This is a genomic window from Ruegeria sp. CDSB117 (genome assembly GCF_059611005.1).
In genome coordinates this window covers 64,321-82,833 of record NZ_JBXWOS010000017.1, presented here as the reverse complement: position 1 = coordinate 82,833, position 18,513 = coordinate 64,321, and the positions used below count along the sequence as shown (strand labels likewise).

Below are 18,513 nucleotides of genomic sequence, written 5' to 3'. Positions count from 1 at the left end.
TTTTGCCCCTATGCGCAATAAGATAAGCCGGACCGTATGACACTGACCGTATCCGATCTTGCCATCACCCGCGGGGGCATCCCCGTGCTCGAGGGGCTGAACTTCTCGCTTCGACCCGGTCAGGCATTGATCCTGCGTGGACCGAACGGGATCGGAAAAACGACCTTGCTGCGCACGCTGGCGGGGTTGCAGCCGGCGTTGAGCGGAACCATTGACGGGGCCGAAGATCAGATCGCTTACGCCTCGCATTCCGACGGATTAAAGCCGACGCTGACGGTGGTCGAGAACCTGACCTTTTGGGCCTCGGTCTTTGGAACAGATGGCATTCAGCCTGCTCTGGACGCTTTTGCATTAAATGATTTATCGGATCGCCATGCGGGCAACCTGTCCGCCGGACAAAAACGCCGCCTCGGGCTGGCCCGGATGCTGGTCACCGGACGGCCGATCTGGATGCTGGACGAACCGACCGTGTCACTGGACAAGGACGCCGTACAGATGTTCGCAGATGCCGTTCGTGCCCATCTGGGGCAGGGCGGTTCGGCCCTGATCGCTACCCATATCGACCTTGGTCTGGACGGCGCGGTTCTGGATGTGGGTCCCAACAGAGCCAAACCAAAACCCATCGACGACTTTGACGGAGGCTTCCTGTGATCGCCTTGCTGCTGCGCGACCTGAAACTGGCCTTCCGCGCGGGTGGGGGCTTTGGTCTTGGCCTTGCATTCTTTCTGATTGTGACCGTCCTGGTGCCGTTCTCTGTCGGCCCGCAATCTTCGCTGCTGTCGACAATTGCGCCGGGTGTGCTTTGGCTGGGCGCGCTGTTGGCTTGCCTGTTGTCCCTTGATCGTCTGCTTGCGCTGGATTGGGAAGACGGATCGCTTGACCTGCTAGCAACGGCGCCCTTGCCGCTTGAGGCGGTCGTGACGATCAAGGCGCTGGCCCACTGGTTAACGACGGGTTTGCCCCTGGTTCTGGCCGCGCCGTTTCTGGGTGTGCTGTTGAACCTGCCGGTGCCGGGATTTTTCTGGCTGGTGATCTCACTTTTGGTCGGCACCCCGGCCATGAGTGTGATCGGGACCTTCGGCGCAGCTCTGACAGTCGGCCTAAAGCGTGGTGGTCTATTGTTGTCATTGCTTGTTCTGCCGCTTTATGTTCCCACACTGATCTTCGGGGCCGAGGTCGCGCGCCGTGGTGCCACGGGGATGGAAACTCAGACGCCGCTTTTGATGCTGGCGGGGATCACCGCCGCCACGATTGCGCTGTTGCCTTTTGCCAGCGCAGCAGTATTGCGGATCAACCTTCGGTGACGCTGTCGCAGTTTGACTGATGTCAATTGAGAACAAACACGAGTCGGACTAAATAGAGCCCATGTCTATCGCAGCCAAAGCCAATACCCTCTGGGAATACGCCAACCCGCGCAAATTCCTCGCGACTAGCGAGCGGATCCTGCCGTTCTTCTGGATGACTTCTTTTGTGTGTCTGTTCGTTGGGCTGGTTTGGGGCTTTTTCTTCACACCGGATGACTACAAACAGGGCTCGACGGTCAAGATCATCTATCTGCATGTGCCTGCGGCGCTGATGGCGATTAATTGCTGGTTGATGATGCTGGCCACATCTTTGGTCTGGCTGGTGCGCCGCCACCATGTCAGTGCACTCGCTGCGCGAGCGGCAGCTCCCATCGGTATCGTGATGACCCTAATCGCGTTGGCAACCGGCGCAATCTGGGGGCAACCGATGTGGGGCACGTGGTGGGCCTGGGATCCACGCCTGACGGCTTTCCTGATCCTGTTTCTGTTTTACCTTGGCTACGTAGCCCTGTGGGAAGCGATCGAGGATTCCGATACAGCCGCTGATCTGACCTCGGTCCTGTGTCTGGTGGGGTCGGTTTTTGCCTTGCTCAGCCGCTATGCGGTGAACTTCTGGAACCAAGGCCTGCATCAGGGGGCATCCGTGATGCGCGCCGCAGCCGTCACCGGCGCGGATACCGAAGAAAAAGTCAGCAACATTTATTTCTATCCGCTGCTGGTATGTATCATCGGATTTGTGCTGCTGTTCATCGCGTTGGTTCTGTATCGCACAGGAACAGAAATCCGGGCGCGGCGGATCAAGGCTCTGCTGGCGCGAGAAAGGCTAAACGGATGATCCCTGATCTTGGAAAATATGCCGACGCGGTCCTGTGGTCCTATGCTGCCTCGCTGGGGTTGCTGATTGCACTGGTCGTTCTCAGCGTAATGCGCGGGCGCAAAGTCCGGGCGGAAATGGAAAAGGTCGAACACAGGATGTCGCGCAATGGCTAAAATCTCACCCCTGATGATTGCGCCGCCGTTGATCTTCGGCGCTTTTGCCGTTCTGGCAGGCATTGGAATGTTCCGCGACGACCCTGATGCTTTGCCATCTGCACGCGAAGGGCAGCCCGCGCCACCTGTCGTTCTGACAGAGTTTCCGGGCAAAACGTTGTTCGACGATGCCACTTTGCGTGATGGTGAGGTCAAGCTGGTCAACTATTGGGCCAGCTGGTGCGCACCCTGTCGGGCTGAGCATCCCAATCTTGAGGCGCTGTCCGAAGAGGGCATCCCGGTCTATGGCATCAACTACAAGGATCAGTTGGCCAATGCCGAAGGTTTTCTGACCGAACTGGGCGACCCTTACGAGGCCATCGGACGGGATGAGCAAGGACGCATGGCGCTGGACTGGGGTCTTTACGGTGTTCCGGAAACTTATGTAATCGACGGAGAGGGCACGATCATTCTGCGCTTTGCCGGTCCGATCACGCAGCGCGTGATTGAAAGCACGATCCGCCCTGCCTTGGAAAAAGCCGGCCAGTGATCTGAACCGTTGCCAAGCGGAGCGTGCCTGCGGCACGCGCTCTATTTCTTATTGGTGCTGGTGGCGCTGGCACTCAAGAAAAAGCCCCGGCGCATTGGCCGGGGCTTTGTTGCTTTAAGCTTCCTTGGCAAGGTTCCGCAGCACATATTGCAGCACGCCGCCGTTTTCGATGTATTCGATCTCGGGCGCGGTATCGATCCGGCATTTCAGCGTGATTGTTTTCTCGGTTCCGTCGCCGAAAATGATGGTGCAGGGCACTTCTTGCAGCGGCTCGACCGAATCCAAGCCGTGGATTGATACGGTTTCATCGCCTGTCAGGCCCAGTGTCTTGCGGGTGTCGCCGCCGGTGAACTCGAACGGGATCACGCCCATGCCAACCAGGTTGGACCTGTGAATACGCTCAAAGCTTTCGGCAATCACGGCTTTGACGCCCAGCAAGGCCGTGCCCTTGGCAGCCCAGTCCCGGGATGAGCCGGCGCCGTATTGCTCGCCACCAAAGACGACCAGCGGCAGGCCTAGTTCCTGGTAGGCCATCGAAGCGTCGTAGATCGAAGCCTGCTCGCCGTCAGGACCTTTGGTATAGCCACCTTCGACGCCGTCCAGCATCTCATTCTTGATGCGGATGTTGGCGAATGTGCCACGCATCATGACCTCGTGGTTGCCGCGGCGGGAACCGTAGGAGTTGAACTCGCGTGGCTGCACCTGACGTTCGATCAGGTACTGACCGGCAGGTGAAGTGCTTGCAAAAGACCCTGCGGGTGAGATGTGGTCGGTCGTGACCATGTCCCCAAGAACCGCCAACACCTTGGCCCCTTCGATATTTGAGATCGTGCCCGGCTCGGCACCCATTCCCTGAAAATAGGGAGGATTCTGGATATAGGTCGAAGTCGGCGGCCAGTCATAGGTTTCCTGTTGCGGAACCTCGACGCTTTGCCATTTCTCATCGCCTTTGAAGACATCCGCATATTTCGACTGGAACGCTTCGCGGGTGACAGTTTCCTGCACCAGCTCGGCAATTTCGCTTTGGGTTGGCCAGATGTCCTTCATGAAGACGTCATTGCCGTCCTTGTCCTGCCCAATCGGCTCGGATGTCAGGTCGATATCCATGGTGCCAGCCAACGCATAGACTACAACCAGCGGTGGCGAGGCGAGGTAGTTGGCCCGCACGTCCGGCGAAATCCGGCCTTCAAAGTTGCGGTTGCCGGACAGGACGGACGTGGCGACCAGATCACCCTCGGCAATTGCTTCACTGATCTCCCTCTGAATCGGGCCAGAGTTGCCGATACATGTGGTGCAGCCATAACCAACCAGGTTGAACCCGATGGCATCCAGATGTTGCTGCAGGCCAGCCGCCTCAAGGTATTCAGATACAACCTGCGAGCCGGGGGCCAGCGAAGTTTTGACCCAGGGCTGTCGGTTCAGGCCCAGCTCATGCGCCTTTTTTGCAACCAGACCGGCCCCGATCATCACGTAAGGGTTCGAAGTGTTGGTGCAGGATGTGATCGAGGCGATCACGACCTTGCCCGATTCCATGCCGTAGTTTTCGCCCTTGACCACGACCTGCTTGCCCATCGGGCGCTTAAAGGTTTCGGCCATTTCCTTGGTAAATGCCGCCTTGGCGTCGGTCAGCGCAACATAGTCCTGCGGTCGTTTCGGGCCGGAGATAGCGGGAACGATCGTGCCCATGTCCAGCGTCAGAGTGTCGGTGTAGATGGGCGCGTAGTTCTCATCACGCCAAAGGCCGTTTTCCTTGGCATAAGCTTCGACAAGTGCCAGACGATTCTCATCCCGGCCGGTGTTACGCATATAGCGCAGGGTCTCGCCGTCAATTGGGAAGAAACCGCAGGTCGCGCCATACTCGGGGGCCATGTTGGCAATCGTTGCGCGGTCAGCCAGCGGCAGACGATCCAGACCGCTCCCGTAGAACTCGACGAATTTGCCCACCACGCCCTTCGCGCGCAGCATCTCGACGACTTTCAGAACAAGGTCAGTGCCAGTGGTGCCTTCGAGCATCGCGCCGGTCAGCTCAAAACCCACGACCTCGGGGATGAGCATCGAGATCGGCTGTCCCAGCATCGCGGCCTCGGCCTCGATCCCGCCGACGCCCCAGCCCAGAACAGCCATGCCGTTGACCATGGTGGTGTGGCTGTCGGTGCCAACCAGCGTATCGGGGTAGGCGACTTCGTCGCCGTTCTGGTCGGTGTCGGTCCAGACGGTCTGGGCCAGATATTCTAGGTTTACCTGATGGCAAATGCCGGTTCCGGGGGGAACAACACGGAAGTTGTTAAAGGCCGACTGCCCCCATTTCAGGAACTGGTAACGCTCCATGTTGCGTTCATATTCGCGATCCACGTTCATCTGGAACGCGCGCGGGTTGCCGAATTCATCAATCATGACCGAGTGGTCGATGACCAGATCAACCGGGTTCAGCGGGTTGATCTTCTGCGCATCGCCGCCCAGCCCTTTGATGCCATCGCGCATCGCGGCCAGATCAACAACAGCCGGAACGCCGGTAAAGTCCTGCATCAACACGCGGGCAGGGCGATACGCAATCTCGCGCGGGTTCTTGCCACCATTGCGTGCCCATTCGCCAAAGGCTTTGATATCGTCGACCGCGACAGAAAAGCCATCGTCCTCGAACCGCAGCATGTTTTCCAGAACCACTTTCAGCGCGGCGGGAAGCTTGGAAAAATCACCCAGACCAGCCTCTTGCGCCGCAGGGATCGAGTAATATGAAATGGATTTGCCATTCACGCTAAGGTTGCGGCGTGTTTTGGCGGTATCTTGTCCGACTTTGATGGGCATCTGTGGCCTCCCTCTGAAATGACTTAGATCCCGGGATTCGCTAATCTTTATCTGCATCACCAACGCCTTTGGTTCAAGGACCAAGGTGGTGAGCTCGTTGAGTTATGTATACCATTGCACACAAAATATAAGGGTAACGATGGTCGCATGTCTCAAGAAACGTTGATTGGAGGTTGAACGGGCTTGCGTTTAAACCGGGCAGTACACCCAGCCAAAGGCCCGAGACCCGTAATGTTCAGATCCATTCGCGCGACAGCGCTAGTTTCCTTGTTTCTCTCTACAGCAGCCCTGGCCGAGGGCGACCCGGTTGTGGTTGAGTTGTTCACATCTCAGGGCTGTTCGTCCTGTCCGCCTGCCGACCGGATCATGCATGATTTGGCCAAACGCGACGATGTGATCGGCCTGGCACTGCATGTGGATTACTGGGACTACATCGGCTGGAAGGACGAATATGCCGACCCGGATCACACTCTGCGCCAGCGCACTTATGCGCGAGAAGGTGGGCGGTCGATGATCTATACGCCTCAGATGGTGGTGAATGGGCAGCAGGATGTGGTCGGGGCGCAATCGCGGGAACTGGATCGCCTGATCAATGCACATCTCAAGGCCACCCCGCAAGCATCCGTGACGGCCGTGCGCTCGGGTGATGATGTATCGGTGGATGTGACGCCGGTCGAACTGCCGGCCGGAGAAACCTATGACATCCGGGTCATTCAGTATTCACCGATGCGCCATGCCTCGATCCGACGCGGAGAGCTGGCTGGCCACGATCTGGACTATGCCAATGTTGTCGAGGCCTGGCATATGGCAGGTCAATGGGACGGCGTCGCGCCTCAGGCGTTTTCGGTAACCGTCGACCCAGATTTTCCGGCAGTTGTGCTGGTGCAAAGGGCAGGGCACGGCCCGATCGTGGCAGCCGCGCGGGTCAAATAATCAGGGCATGTCCTCGGGCTGCACGCCCAAACCGTTCCAGGCTTTCCAGCGCCGGTGGATCCAAAACCACTGACCCATATGCTGTCTTACCATGGCCTCAAGATCGTCATTGGTGAACTGGGTCATGGTCTTCGGATCTGTATGCGGCACCGGATCGTGTAGCACGATTTCAAAGTCCACGCCGTTTGGTTGCCGCACCGCATAGCATGGGATCAGGACGGCGTTGTATTTCATTGCCAGTTCTGCATTCAGGACTGAGGTCACGGCGGGTTTGCCAAAGAATGTCAGCTCTTCACCGCCATGGGCGTGCAGATCGGATACGATCGCGATGATCCCATTTTTTTTGAGCGAACGCACCATCTCGACCATTCCGCGACGGCCTTGCTCGAACATCGGCGAGCCGGTCTTATGGAACGCTTCGACATACATGTCGTTGAAATAAGGGTTCGCCATGCGGCGATAGAGGCACCCAATCGGTTGACCGCTGCGTTCCTGCAGGGCGATGCGTGCTGCAAGATAGTGACCAAAATGCGCGGTGATCATCATGATCGGTCGCCCTTCGGCGACGGCAGTGTCAAATGCGGCAACACCCGAACCGCTTACCTTTGCCGTGCGCTGACGTTCGGTGAACCCTTCGGGCGAAAAATGCTCCATAATCGCGCGACCGGCATTGTCCGGAACGGCACTGCAAATTCTGTTGACCTCGGCCTCTGACAGGTCAGGGCGGGTCAATTTCAAGTTGCTGCGCACGCGTTTGGTAAAGCCGATCAACGGTGAAAGCCCACGCGCGATTGCGCCCATGGTGGCCAGGCGAGCTTCATAGGGCAGCAACCGCAAGGTCCCGATGACGCCCTTCATGAACAATCCAGTGATGTAGTATTTTCTAAGCTCTGTGCGGCTTAGTTCCGACTTTTCGACGGGCATGAATAGGTCTCACCGGCTGTTGCGATTTGCCGGGCAAGTCATACAAGGCGGAAACCGCAACCACAAGCGTTGCAAAACAAAGCCATGCTTTGTCTTGCCGGATCGGACTAGCCCGTCACTCTTCGCTATCCTCTTCGATCAACGCTATTGCGCCTTCGTCGACCAGTGTTCGAATTGAGCCGATGACAAGTGTCATAGCTTCTTCTGCTTCTGCCAGTTTCACCTTGCCGCGTTCGGTGAATTCCTCGCGCAGGTTATCCGCCATACGCGTCGACATGTTGGATAGCAGGAAATCGACCGCGGCTTTGTCATTCTCGGCCGTGGCGCCAGCCAAGGCGGTGACGAGATCAGCCTGATCCAATCCACGCAGAATCGCAGGCACGTCCCGGGGCAGGATGCGCGCCGGGATATGGGCGAAGGTGAATATCGATTGGCGCACCAAAGCTGCAAAGTCGGTGTCTTCTTCATCTAGGGCCGTCAAAAGCCCGTCGCGCGTCGCTGCGGCTGATTGGTTCAGAATCGCACCGACCCGCACGCCGGGGCCATCCGAAAAGGCCGTGGCGGGACGTCGATCAATTTGCGCCGCCAGCGACCAGCCAATCCGTTCAACCGCCTCGGGTGTGATGTTGGCCGTTTTAGACACGGCATAGGTGATGCGCCGCGCGACCGGGCCGGGCAGGTGACCCAGAAGTTGCGCGGCATTCGCAGTTTCCAGCTTGGACAACATGACCGCTGCAATTTCAGTGCTTTCGGCCAGAGCGATGGTGGCCAAATCTTCTGTCGGGATTTCGCGCAGCCGTTGCCACGGATCGCCGATCTGGCGCACCCCGGCTTCCTTCCGCAACCTAGCCGCTGTTGCCGGCGTAATCTTGTCGCTGACTGCGTCCAGAGCACCGGCCAACCCATGTGGAAAAGACAGGCCGACACTGTCCAGCGCTTCGGCAAATTCATGTGCGACGGATGCCAGCGTGATGCGATCCACTAGGCCCATCTGACCCAGCTGGTGCGTCAGCTTTTCCTGCAAATCGTCGGGAAGTTCTTCCAGGGGGATATCTGCGCCCTCATTCAACAAAAGACGCACCACGACGGCGGCTTTTTGTCGGTTGCTCAACGCCTTGGGGACGACGCGGGGCGCGTCGTTCTGGGCGTCGGCTGCGGGTGTTGATGTCCCCGGTGCCAGTTGAACCAAAGAGTTTGTGTCCTGCATCTGCCCGTGGTGCCAAGTTTCTGTTCCACAGGCAGATTACGGAGAGTCGGGTAAAGAAAGGCTGAAGTTTAGTAGTTGTAAGTCAGCCCGGTGCGGATCGCCTCGCGCAGGGATGCCTCGGCCCAGGTGCCTTCACCGCCGCGCGCCTTGATCTCGCGCCACTGTGCGATGGCAAGATCGGTTTTGCCTTCGGTGACATAGCCCTGACCCATATAGCTGCGCGCCAGTATGTTGTCGGGATTCGCCTCAATGGCGTTCGAATAGAAGGCATTCGCCAGATCAAGCTCACCCATTTTGCGGTAGGTGAAACCCCAGTAAGTCAACACGCGATCATCATCTTGATCCATGATGCGCAGGATGTCCTGTGCATTTTCTAACTGTCCGTCATAGGCCAGTTCGCGCACGGCGTCATACAGCTCTTCTTCAGTAAAGTTGGTCTTGTCCGGCTTCACGCACCGTCCGGCGTCTTTGTCATAGACGCGACCGAAGAAACACTTCTTGGTCGTGTTGGTCGGTTTTGGCGGGCTGCTGTCACCGCCAGCGGCAAGCGCGACCGGCGCGAATGCAAAGGCCTGAAGGGCGATGGCTGAAGCGAGTACTAGGCGCATATTCCTACTCCGTTGTATGGGCTACTTACAGAAAGCATAGTGCGTTCTTCTCAAAAGCTAACAACCGAAGGCTCGCGTTTATTCACGAATAGGAAGATTTTTTCTCAGCTATTCACAATTTTGGTGCAGGTATGGGTTTCTGCATCCCAATACGTGCCCGGCGCGCAGGACTGGGTTTGCTTGGAATGGCCACTGCAGGCCAAAGCAATGGAAGCTGAACAACTAAGAGCCAAAGCGCAAATCAAAGTGCGGATCATCGTGTTTCTCCTGTCCGGACATACGCGGGCATCATAGCCTGTTTTGGCCTGTCTGGCAAAAGAGCAGGGCCCGGATCACGTCACGCGAACCGGGCCCTGCGAAGCATTTGATCAATCGCGGTTTATTCGCCGAACACACGGGCGAAGATCGTATCAACGTGTTTGGTGTGATAGCCGAGATCGAATTTCTCTTCGATTTCTTCAGGGCTCAGCGCGGCGGTGACGTCCGCGTCTGCCAGCAGTTCTTCTTTGAAATCGGTGCGGTGTTCCCAGACTTTCAGCGCGTTGCGCTGAACCATGGCATAGGCATCTTCGCGGCTGACACCTGCTTGTGTCAGCGCCAGCAGAACCCGCTGGCTCATCACTAGACCAGGGAACTTATTCATGTTTTCGATCATGTTCTCGGGGAAGATCAACATCTTGTCGATCACACCTGTCAGTCGCGCCAGTGCAAAATCCAGTGTGATCGTGGCATCCGGCCCAATCATGCGTTCAACCGAGGAATGCGAGATATCGCGCTCGTGCCAGAGTGCCACGTTTTCCATTGCCGGGATCACTGCCGCGCGTACCATGCGGGCCAACCCGGTCAGGTTCTCGGTCAGAACCGGGTTTTTCTTGTGTGGCATGGCCGAGGAGCCTTTCTGACCCATCGAGAAGAATTCGGCCCCCTCCAGCACCTCGGTGCGCTGCATGTGGCGGATTTCGATGGCGACGTTCTCGATGCTGCTGGCGATAACCCCCAGCGTGGCAAAGAACGCAGCATGACGGTCGCGCGGGATGACCTGAGTGCTAATCGGCTCGGGCACCAGACCCAACTGGTCGCAGACATGCTCTTCCACACGCGGATCAACATTGGCGAAGGTGCCGACCGCGCCGCTGATCGCGCCAGTGGCAATTTCAGCGCGGGCGTCGCGCATGCGGGACAGGTTGCGGTCCATCTCGGCGTAGAAACGCGCAAAAGTCAGGCCCATGGTGGTGGGTTCCGCATGGATACCGTGGCTGCGGCCGATGCGGACCGTGTCCTTGTGTTCGATCGCGCGGCGTTTCAGGGCAGCCAGCAGACCTTCTAGATCTGCGATCAGCAGGTCGGCGGCGCGGGTCAGTTGCACATTGAAACAAGTGTCCAGAACGTCTGAGCTGGTCATGCCCTGATGGACAAAACGCGCCTCTTCACTGCCGACATGTTCGGACAAATGGGTCAGGAAGGCGATGACGTCGTGCTTGGTAACCGCTTCGATTTCGTCGATGCGTGCCACGTCGAATTCCACATCCTTGGCTTTCCAGACAGCCTCGGCATTCTCGCGCGGGATCACACCCAGATCCGCCATAGCGTCGCAGGCATGTGCCTCGATCTCGTACCAGATGCGGAACTTGGATTCGGGCGACCAGATGGCGACCATATCGGGGCGGGAATAGCGTGGAATCATTGGCAGCGGCACCTTATTGTGATTTGGCAGGAGGCGTTGCGGCGGGGTTTAAACCTGCGCAAGCAAAGGAACAAGGCGCGAGTGCAAAGATGAGACGGTTTGCCCTGATTTTGGCCCTTTGGCCCGGTTTTCTGGCGGCTGAGGAGTTCAGAACGCTGACGGGGGATGAAATTCTGTCGGCATTGACCGGACAGAAGCTCGATTACGGGGAAGGTATCTGGCAGACCTTCGATGATACGATGCTGACGCAGTATTTCTCGGGCGGGCCCAGCGCAGGGCGGTGGGCAGTGCGCGAGGATCGTTATTGCTCGGTCTGGCCGCCTTCGGATTTTTGGGCCTGCTATGATGTCGAGCAAAGTGGCAATGTGATCCGGTTCGTGGATGATAACGGTGCCACGACCGACGGAACACTCGCCGAATGAGCCTGCCGCGCAAACTGTCGGATTTCCAAGGCCGTTGGCGCCTGACCCGGACCATTCTGGACGCGCAGGCGGGGCAGGTGGTGCAGGTCGATGGTCACGCGGTCCTGAGCCCGACCGAGGACGGCTTGACATACGACGAAGAGGTCACGCTGCGTGTGCCGGGGCAAGCCGAGATGAAAGGCACGCGCAGGTACCTGTGGCACGCGGCGGGTGCAGCGATTGCCATACATTTTGACGACGGCCGCTATTTTCACCGGCTGGCCTTGGGGCAGGCGCATGCGTCTGACCACCACGATTGCCCGCCCGACAGCTACGATGCTGTCTACGATTTTTCGGCCTGGCCAGTCTGGTCCGTGCGCTGGATCGTCTCGGGACCCAGAAAATCTTATGAAATGAACACCGAATATCGGTTAAGATAGCGTAATCATGTTGCAGTCAAAGCTCTAAGCGGGCATTTCTGCTGTTGAAAATAGGTGGAGTCATAAGAATGAATGCGAATGTACTGGCCAATGCGATTGGCCCGCGCGAAGGCACCGCGCTGCGCGTCAAACAAGTTGCGCTGGTGGCACTAGGTATTCTTGCGCTGGCAATTGCTGCCAAGATCAAGGTTCCGATGTGGCCTGTCCCGATCACAATGGGCACCTTTGCCGTGCTGACCATCGGCACCGCCTATGGCACGCGGCTGGGTCTAGCCACCATGCTGGGCTACCTTTTGATCGGCGCGCTGGGCTTTGATGTGTTCGCAGGTTCCTCGGCCGAGAAATTTGGTCTGACTTACATGATGGGCGGTACCGGCGGCTATCTGGTCGGTTACCTTCTGGCAACCGTTCTGCTGGGCGCACTGGCCGCGCGAGGCTGGGACCGTTCGTTCGGCAAGATGGCGTTGGCTCTGGTTCTGGCAAATGTCGCGATCTACGTGCCCGGTCTGTTGTGGCTGGGTCAGCTGTACGGATGGGACCAGCCGATCCTGCAGTGGGGTCTGACACCCTTCTTGGTGGGCGACGCGATCAAGCTGGTGCTGGCTGCACTGCTGATCCCTGGCCTGTGGAAACTGGTGGGCGACGCTCGTTCGTAATTTCCAACCAATCCAAATCTGACGAAGCCGCGCCCGGAGATATCCCGGCGCGGTTTTTTGTGCCCGCACATTGGAATGCTGGACAAAAGGGGCCACTGCAGGTCAATCTGCATTCAATGAAATCATTAGGTTATTGAGATATGCGTATTCAATTAGCTTCGGCACTCGCGGTTTGTGCTTCGCTTATGCTGAGCGGTGGGACGGCATCCGCCGACACTCCGGTTACCTATACGGACAATGGACGCGCGCTATTCGGCTTTTCCGTGCCCGACTTCTGGGCGCTGCGCACCGGTGGCCCGCGCGAAATTGAAGATACCGAGCTGGGCGATGCACGTGCCGTGGCTCGGGTCATGGGGATGCGGCCAGTCACGGACGATAATGTCTGGATGGGCTTTGTGTCGCCTGCTGGCGTGGCCTCGATCGAGGGCGGTCTGCGGTATCTTGAAGACATAGACAGGTTTCTGGTCAAGGATCCGACCGTATCCGAAACCACCACGACGCGTATCGGCGGATTGCCCGCACGGGTTATTCGCGGGACCGGCAATCGCGAAGGACGTGGTGTTAACTTTACGGTTTCAGTGATCGACTTGCCGAGGGGGCGCGTAGCCATTGCCGTGGCGATCCTGCGCGACGGCGCCGATCCAGCTTATGTGAACGACCTGAACGCCGTGTTCGCGTCGTTCCGGTCCCTTCAGTGAGGAGGCGCACATGACACGCAAATTGATCAAACGTGCAACCCTTGCCCTTGGATTGGGTGCTGCCACACTGACGCTTTCGGCCTGTGATGGCGTCACCGTTGGCGTGGGATACGGGTATGACCCCTTCTACGACTCGATGTTGTGGAACGACTACTATCACGACGTGGATGTAGATATAGACATCGACCGACCGGATCGACCCAGACCGCCGGATGGACGTCCACCTGCGCGTCCTGTTCCGCCAATCGCCAAGCCACCGAACAGACCGCCGGTGTCCCGACCACCGAACAGGCCACGGCCGCCGGTTGCGCGACCCCCGGCGGCACGGCCACCTATTCACCGCCCCGCAGGGCGGCGCTGAGCTAGCGGGTCAGTCCAGTAATTCCGTCGTGATCTGGGCTGACCCTTCCAAGGTTCTGTGGACCGGGCATTTGTCCGCGATTTCCAGCAGTCGCGCGCGTTGCTCGGCCGTCAGCGGACCTTCAAGGCGGATCTTGCGGCGGAACTGATCGACTTTTCCTTCGTTGGCCAGCCCGGCATCTTGTGCGTGGACCTTGTTGTGGCACACATCGACTGAAACGGTTTTCAGCGGCCACCGCTTGCGCCGCGCATACATGCGGATGGTCATCGATGTGCAAGCCCCAAGACCAGACGACACGAATCCATAGGGAGACATGCCTCGGTCGGTGCCGCCGTATGAGGCGGGCTCGTCCGCGACGGCGTGGTGGCGTGGGCCGGACTGAATGTCCTGCAGGAACCCTTCCGGATCAGCTTCGGTCACTCGAACGACACCTTCGGGCGCCCCCGGTGGCGGGGCAGGCGGGCAGAGCTTGACGTATCGCGTCACCCACGCGGTGATCACGTCCGCCGCGTATTCTGCATCGGATGCGCGGGTAATCAGGTGATCGGCATCGTCGAGGGTCACAAAGCTCTTGGGATGTTTGGCGGCCAGAAAGATTGTGCTGGCATTGTCGATGCTTACGGTCTCGTCCCGAGGGGCGTGCAAGATCAGCAAAGCGGCCTTCAGATCTGCGATAGCGGGCATCAGGGCTGCTTCGGAAATATCATCCACAAAAGCTTTGCCAATACGGAAGGGACGCCCGCCCAACATCACGTCCGCCGATCCAGCCTGCTTGATCTCCGGCAGCGCATCTTCGAAGTGATGCGCTACATGGCCCGGATCTGCGGGCGCACCCAAAGTGACCACGGCTTTGACACTGGGAATGCCAGCACGAGCGCGCAACACAGCGGCACCACCCAGCGAATGGCCGATGAGCAATGCCGGAGCCATGTTGCGGCCAGCCAGATAATGCGAGGCTGCGATCAGGTCTTCGACATTGGAGGTGAAGGTTGTGTTGGCAAATTCCCCACCGGAATGACCCAGCCCGGTGAAATCAAATCGCAGCACGGCGATGCCCATTGCCGCCAGTCGGGCCGCGATCCTGCGCGCGGCAGGGATGTCTTTGGAACAGGTGAAACAATGCGCAAATAGCGCCGTGGCCAGAACCGGTCCGTCCGGCAAATCCAGGCGCGCGGCCAATTGGTTGCCGTCGTGACCGGCAAAGGTAATGCGTTCGGTGGGCATGGCAGTTCCTTGTTCGTCGGGATGACTAATAGTGTGTGCTTCCGTCTGGCCGCTCAACCCCATAGTAAGAAGCGTCACGGGAAGGTGAGTGAAGCGAACGGATTGCGCGCATTCCTTTGTCTTTGCTGTGAACCTAAAGAATCAAATTTCGTGAAGTATAATGCAAAAAGTATTTGTTTCACTAATTCATATCACACCCCCATCTTACGACCATCGCACACGTGCAGCCCAGGAGGTTCAAATGGCACATACTGCAATGGATCAAAGGGGCGTGGTTCTACGCCCGGATATACTGGCCGTGATTGCCCTGACCGGCGTGATCGGATTTGCGCTTGGTCAAACTCTGCCGCCGGTGGCATCTACTGAGGCGCAGGTTGTTAGTCCCGTGTCCGATGACTGGCACGGAAATGTCAGACGGTCACATTGGTCGAACTGAAACGTCAGCTCAGCCCCATGAGCTGCGGATCAAAGGGATAGGTGGTCAGGTTCTCATACCCGTCCTCGGTGATTAGAACCTGATCCTCCAGCTTGACCGAGAAATCTCCGCCAACCTCTCCAACGGCAGCCTCAACACACAGGACCATGCCGGGTTCGAGCGCGTAGTCGTAAGAGCCCGCCACTGCCTTGTCCGGATAAGCAACCAGAGGCCACTCATCGCACAAGCCGACGCCGTGCATCAGGCAGCCGTATTTCTGCGCCTGGAACTTGTCGTCCAGCTCATGCGCATTGGCCGTCAGTTCGGGGATCATCACGCCGGGCTTCAGCATCTCCATATTGGTCATGATATGCTCATGCGCGTGCTGCATGGCATAGACCATGTCGGGCCGGGGTTTTTCGTCGCCGATCCACCATGTGCGTGAGATATCAATACAGATGCCATATGAACCGATCAGGTCGGTGTCAAAAGCGATGATCTCGTTCTGTTGCGTGATCCGGGGGCCGCATTCCTGAAACCACGGGTTTGTTCGCTGGCCCGAGGCCAGCAGGCGGGTTTCGATCCATTCGCCGCCGCGCCGGATGTTTTCGCCGTGCAGAACTGCCCAAATGTCGTCTTCCGAGGTTTTGCCGTCTCCCACATTGGCGCGCGCGAATTTCTCCATTTCCGCCACAGCGGTTTCGCAGGCGTGATTGGCACAGCGCATGGCAAGGATTTCGTCCGGGCCCTTGATGGCGCGGGTCTTTTCCGTCGCCTCTTCGCCTTCCATGATTTCGAAGCCTTGCGCCTCAAGCGCACGCAAGCCGTGCAGCATGATCTTGTCCACGCCGAGGCGTTTGTTGCCGCCACCATGTTCGTCGATCAGAACGCGCACCTCGTTTGAAAACACGTCCGCGGCCACGTCGACTTTGTCACCGCGGTCAAAGTAGAACAGATCAGCTCCGGATCGTTGCTCGCGCACCAGCGGATTGAACGTGGAAAGAAACGGAGAGTTCTTATAGTCCCAAATCACCATGTAGCCGTCGGCGCACAGCAAGACGGCGCGGAATGGGTTATGCGTGTTCCACAACTGCATGTTGGTGCTGTCGGTGGCATAACGGATGTTCAGCGGGTCGAACATCAACAGCCCGCCATAGCCGCGATCGACAATGGCCTGCGTCAACCGTCTCCACCGATGTTCGCGCATCCGGGCCAGATCGGGCAGGACAAGGCCGGCCTTTTCCCATTCTGAAAACGCAAGCTGCGTCGGGCCAATCTCGATCCGGTCGTTTTCATTCGGGGTGCCATCACCAAGGGTCGCACCTTTGGTCGGGTCGATCTTGCGAGTGTCGCGGTAGTGTCGGTTCATGGTGGGTCTCCCTGCCTGTTCTTTGAGCGTGGAGAATCAATCTCCGGACGTCTTGAAGGTTTGCGACCGTGCGTTCGTCGCTTTTTGACCGACAAGCGGAAATTCTGATGATACGTCAAATTCATGACGACCATTCTTCAGACTTCAATTCCGTATGACCCGCTGGACAAGCGCCCATTGCCAGGCATTCAGCCAGCAAGCATGGACAGCTGGTTGCACCACGATGATGCGTTCGCCGCCCAGATCCAAAGACGCAAGGACCTTTTGGTTAGTCATCGTTCGGATGTTCTGGCGATGGATGCAGGTGCTAAACCCGCTGCGCAGGAGTTGTTGGATCTTGTCCTGAACCAAGTCTATCCCGAGTGCACAGATCACGTGGCTCGCCCGGACGGGACAGATGTTACGATCGATCCGGATCAGCCATTGGATACGCTGTGCCGATTGGTGCAGGAAGATTTCTGCATCCTACAAAAGCAGGGGGATGAACACGTGCTCACTGGAGCCATCCTGTGTTTTCCTGCCAGTTGGCGTTTATCCGAAAAATTCATGCGGCCCCTGATCGACATCCATCTGCCTGTTGACAGCTACAACGCCGACATCGCCCGGCGGGTTCAGCGTTTGTTTGACGGGATACAACCAGGGCGCCCTCTGTGGCGGTTCAATGCGCTGTGGTATGAGGACGCCGAGCTGCATCAACCCCGCAGCGCAAACGACCGGCGGGCCCCGCAGAAACCAGGACACGCGCGGTTCCTGCGAAGTGAGCGGCAGACGCTGTTGCGACTGCCTGAGACACAGGCCGTGGTTTTCTCGATCCATACTTATGTTCTGGCGGCAGAGCAGGTGTCAAAAATGGAAAACCCCGCCTGATGGCGGGGCCTCCAAGGAGGGTCATTTCATACCAGGCTACATGCCTAGCGCGCTGGCAGCGCCCGCAAGTGCCCCGCTTGTGCTGAGAGCGGAGATCGCGACCGAATATACCAGCACCTGAGTGTTCAGGCGGAAGTCTTCGCCCCTTATCAGGTTCACAGCGGCCAAAGAGGCCGCAATCGGGACGGACACGCTTGCCACGGCACCCGTCAATCCCCAACTGGTCAGTCGGAGGATATCGCTGGGTTGCTCGTGGACGAGGGGGGGCGTGTCGTCCCGATCGGTAGGCTGCTCGATAGGTTCTGTCCGAAAAGCGATGCTGAGCAACTGCTCATCCGACAGCTGGATCGGCCGGGCTACTGGGGTCAGCGCCTTTTTTTCTGGCTCATCCAGGTCTTCTGCGTCAGTGACATTCAGTCCGGCAAACGGGCCTGTCACTGCCTCGAAAATCTGCTTTCTGTCACGCGGCCTGCTTGGGGCCAGCGTGTCAAATGCGCTCATGAATTGTTCGATAGTCAAAACGGTGTTGGGCGACAGCCATTCGACCCGCTGGGTCGCGCAGACGTCAACCATTCTGTAAAGGATTACGACCAGCATCAGCTCGGATACTTCCCTGTCATCCAATAGGGGGGAAACCGGAGTCACTGTGATCGTCAGCCGATTATTCGGCAGGGTGACAATAGGTCTCTGGATTGTCTTCAGACCTGCAGCGCGGTTGAGGCGATCGAACCGGTCTTCGGTTTCGGCGACCTTGGTATCCAGCGTCAGGCGCACCAGATACTGGCTGGACACAATGCTTGCTTCGGTGTCGTTCTGCAGAGACTTACGCTCGACCAGGTGACCATAGTCCGCAAGGGTCTTGGCAACGATGTCGCTGAACCGCTCGACCGCGTTTTCGGCCTTACCGTTGAATTGCAGACCACCGTGATAGCTGTGCTTCGGAGTCACTGCGCTGTCCTTTGTCGCATCCTGTGTTTGGAAACAATCTAGCAAGCGATCTGGGGCAGATTTGGGCAAAAATGGAAAAAAATGAGAAATCGCGGGGATTGATTACGCTATGGAAACCTAGGCATTTTAAGGGCCTTTTGACGTCTGTGG

Annotated in this window: 21 protein-coding genes; 13 read left to right on the top strand and 8 right to left on the bottom strand. The window is 58.0% G+C overall.

Features of this window, described 5'->3' with window-relative positions; genetic code table 11:
* Positions 1 to 36: 36 nt before the first annotated feature.
* The 5 genes from ccmA (at position 37) to AC2FJC_RS17490 (ending at position 2,823) form a co-directional block, all read left to right on the top strand.
* The gene (gene ccmA / locus AC2FJC_RS17510) at positions 37 to 651 is read left to right on the top strand and encodes a heme ABC exporter ATP-binding protein CcmA (protein WP_496740453.1); all 615 of its coding nucleotides are present in this window, start codon (positions 37 to 39) and stop codon (positions 649 to 651) included.
* Positions 648 to 1,304, top strand: a complete 657-nt coding sequence (gene ccmB, locus AC2FJC_RS17505; RefSeq protein ID WP_496723499.1) for a heme exporter protein CcmB — start codon at positions 648 to 650, stop codon at positions 1,302 to 1,304. Before ccmA ends, ccmB begins: the two co-directional genes overlap by 4 nt.
* A gap of 61 nt (positions 1,305 to 1,365) precedes the next feature.
* Positions 1,366 to 2,139 (top strand): heme ABC transporter permease, encoded by a 774-nt coding sequence (locus AC2FJC_RS17500; RefSeq protein WP_496740452.1) that lies wholly within the window; start codon positions 1,366 to 1,368, stop codon positions 2,137 to 2,139.
* The gene (gene ccmD / locus AC2FJC_RS17495; RefSeq protein ID WP_496723495.1) at positions 2,136 to 2,294 is read left to right on the top strand and encodes a heme exporter protein CcmD; all 159 of its coding nucleotides are present in this window, start codon (positions 2,136 to 2,138) and stop codon (positions 2,292 to 2,294) included. Before AC2FJC_RS17500 ends, ccmD begins: the two co-directional genes overlap by 4 nt.
* On the top strand, positions 2,287 to 2,823 hold the full coding sequence (locus AC2FJC_RS17490) for a DsbE family thiol:disulfide interchange protein (RefSeq protein ID WP_496740451.1): 537 nt from the start codon (positions 2,287 to 2,289) through the stop codon (positions 2,821 to 2,823). The genes ccmD and AC2FJC_RS17490 overlap by 8 nt, the downstream gene beginning before the upstream one ends.
* Positions 2,824 to 2,937: 114 nt before the next feature.
* Here the strand turns inward: AC2FJC_RS17490 and acnA are convergent, their stop codons facing one another.
* Positions 2,938 to 5,628 carry an aconitate hydratase AcnA gene (gene acnA, locus AC2FJC_RS17485; RefSeq protein ID WP_496740450.1) on the bottom strand — a complete coding sequence of 897 codons (2,691 nt, stop codon included), beginning with the start codon at positions 5,626 to 5,628 and terminating at the stop codon, positions 2,938 to 2,940.
* Positions 5,629 to 5,859: 231 nt separating this feature from the next.
* Here acnA and AC2FJC_RS17480 point away from each other — a divergent pair, with 231 nt between their 5' ends.
* Complete coding sequence (locus AC2FJC_RS17480) at positions 5,860 to 6,561, top strand: DUF1223 domain-containing protein (RefSeq protein WP_496740449.1); 702 nt, start codon at positions 5,860 to 5,862, stop codon at positions 6,559 to 6,561.
* On the opposite strand, the gene AC2FJC_RS17475 is transcribed toward AC2FJC_RS17480, so the two are convergent.
* The 4 genes from AC2FJC_RS17475 to purB form a co-directional block, all read right to left on the bottom strand.
* Positions 6,562 to 7,485, bottom strand: coding sequence for a lysophospholipid acyltransferase family protein (locus AC2FJC_RS17475; protein ID WP_108860319.1), 924 nt, complete (start codon positions 7,483 to 7,485; stop codon positions 6,562 to 6,564).
* Between the two features lie 115 nt (positions 7,486 to 7,600).
* The gene (locus AC2FJC_RS17470) at positions 7,601 to 8,692 is read right to left on the bottom strand and encodes a flagellar motor switch protein FliG (protein WP_496740448.1); all 1,092 of its coding nucleotides are present in this window, start codon (positions 8,690 to 8,692) and stop codon (positions 7,601 to 7,603) included.
* Positions 8,693 to 8,760: 68 nt separating this feature from the next.
* On the bottom strand, positions 8,761 to 9,300 hold the full coding sequence (locus tag AC2FJC_RS17465) for a tetratricopeptide repeat protein (protein WP_496740447.1): 540 nt from the start codon (positions 9,298 to 9,300) through the stop codon (positions 8,761 to 8,763).
* 379 nt (positions 9,301 to 9,679) lie between these two features.
* The gene (gene purB, locus AC2FJC_RS17460; RefSeq protein WP_058277485.1) at positions 9,680 to 10,984 is read right to left on the bottom strand and encodes an adenylosuccinate lyase; all 1,305 of its coding nucleotides are present in this window, start codon (positions 10,982 to 10,984) and stop codon (positions 9,680 to 9,682) included.
* Between the two features lie 89 nt (positions 10,985 to 11,073).
* Between purB and AC2FJC_RS17455 the strand changes: the two genes are divergently transcribed.
* The 5 genes from AC2FJC_RS17455 to AC2FJC_RS17435 all read left to right on the top strand — a co-directional run bounded on the left by AC2FJC_RS17455 (position 11,074) and on the right by AC2FJC_RS17435 (position 13,540).
* The gene (locus AC2FJC_RS17455) at positions 11,074 to 11,406 is read left to right on the top strand and encodes a hypothetical protein (protein WP_496740446.1); all 333 of its coding nucleotides are present in this window, start codon (positions 11,074 to 11,076) and stop codon (positions 11,404 to 11,406) included.
* Complete coding sequence (locus AC2FJC_RS17450) at positions 11,403 to 11,825, top strand: DUF6314 family protein (RefSeq protein ID WP_496740445.1); 423 nt, start codon at positions 11,403 to 11,405, stop codon at positions 11,823 to 11,825. Before AC2FJC_RS17455 ends, AC2FJC_RS17450 begins: the two co-directional genes overlap by 4 nt.
* A gap of 68 nt (positions 11,826 to 11,893) precedes the next feature.
* Entirely contained in the window at positions 11,894 to 12,481 is a 588-nt protein-coding gene (locus AC2FJC_RS17445; RefSeq protein WP_496740444.1) for a biotin transporter BioY, read from the top strand.
* Positions 12,482 to 12,621: 140 nt separating this feature from the next.
* Positions 12,622 to 13,179 (top strand): hypothetical protein, encoded by a 558-nt coding sequence (locus AC2FJC_RS17440; protein WP_496723474.1) that lies wholly within the window; start codon positions 12,622 to 12,624, stop codon positions 13,177 to 13,179.
* A gap of 10 nt (positions 13,180 to 13,189) precedes the next feature.
* Positions 13,190 to 13,540 (top strand): hypothetical protein, encoded by a 351-nt coding sequence (locus AC2FJC_RS17435; protein ID WP_082649311.1) that lies wholly within the window; start codon positions 13,190 to 13,192, stop codon positions 13,538 to 13,540.
* Positions 13,541 to 13,549: 9 nt separating this feature from the next.
* Here AC2FJC_RS17435 and AC2FJC_RS17430 read toward each other — a convergent pair whose 3' ends face one another.
* The gene (locus AC2FJC_RS17430; RefSeq protein ID WP_496723472.1) at positions 13,550 to 14,764 is read right to left on the bottom strand and encodes a bifunctional alpha/beta hydrolase/OsmC family protein; all 1,215 of its coding nucleotides are present in this window, start codon (positions 14,762 to 14,764) and stop codon (positions 13,550 to 13,552) included.
* A 241-nt stretch (positions 14,765 to 15,005) separates the two neighbouring features.
* On the opposite strand from AC2FJC_RS17430, the gene AC2FJC_RS17425 reads away from it, so the two are divergent.
* The gene (locus AC2FJC_RS17425; protein WP_496740443.1) at positions 15,006 to 15,200 is read left to right on the top strand and encodes a hypothetical protein; all 195 of its coding nucleotides are present in this window, start codon (positions 15,006 to 15,008) and stop codon (positions 15,198 to 15,200) included.
* Between the two features lie 4 nt (positions 15,201 to 15,204).
* On the opposite strand, the gene dddP is transcribed toward AC2FJC_RS17425, so the two are convergent.
* Complete coding sequence (dddP, locus tag AC2FJC_RS17420) at positions 15,205 to 16,548, bottom strand: dimethylsulfonioproprionate lyase DddP (protein WP_496740442.1); 1,344 nt, start codon at positions 16,546 to 16,548, stop codon at positions 15,205 to 15,207.
* 123 nt (positions 16,549 to 16,671) lie between these two features.
* Here dddP and AC2FJC_RS17415 point away from each other — a divergent pair, with 123 nt between their 5' ends.
* A complete protein-coding gene (locus AC2FJC_RS17415; RefSeq protein ID WP_496740441.1) occupies positions 16,672 to 17,415 on the top strand; it encodes a heme-dependent oxidative N-demethylase family protein in 744 nt (247 codons plus the stop codon).
* 36 nt (positions 17,416 to 17,451) lie between these two features.
* Here the strand turns inward: AC2FJC_RS17415 and AC2FJC_RS17410 are convergent, their stop codons facing one another.
* Positions 17,452 to 18,363 carry a hypothetical protein gene (locus AC2FJC_RS17410; protein ID WP_496740440.1) on the bottom strand — a complete coding sequence of 304 codons (912 nt, stop codon included), beginning with the start codon at positions 18,361 to 18,363 and terminating at the stop codon, positions 17,452 to 17,454.
* Positions 18,364 to 18,513: the final 150 nt, after the last annotated feature.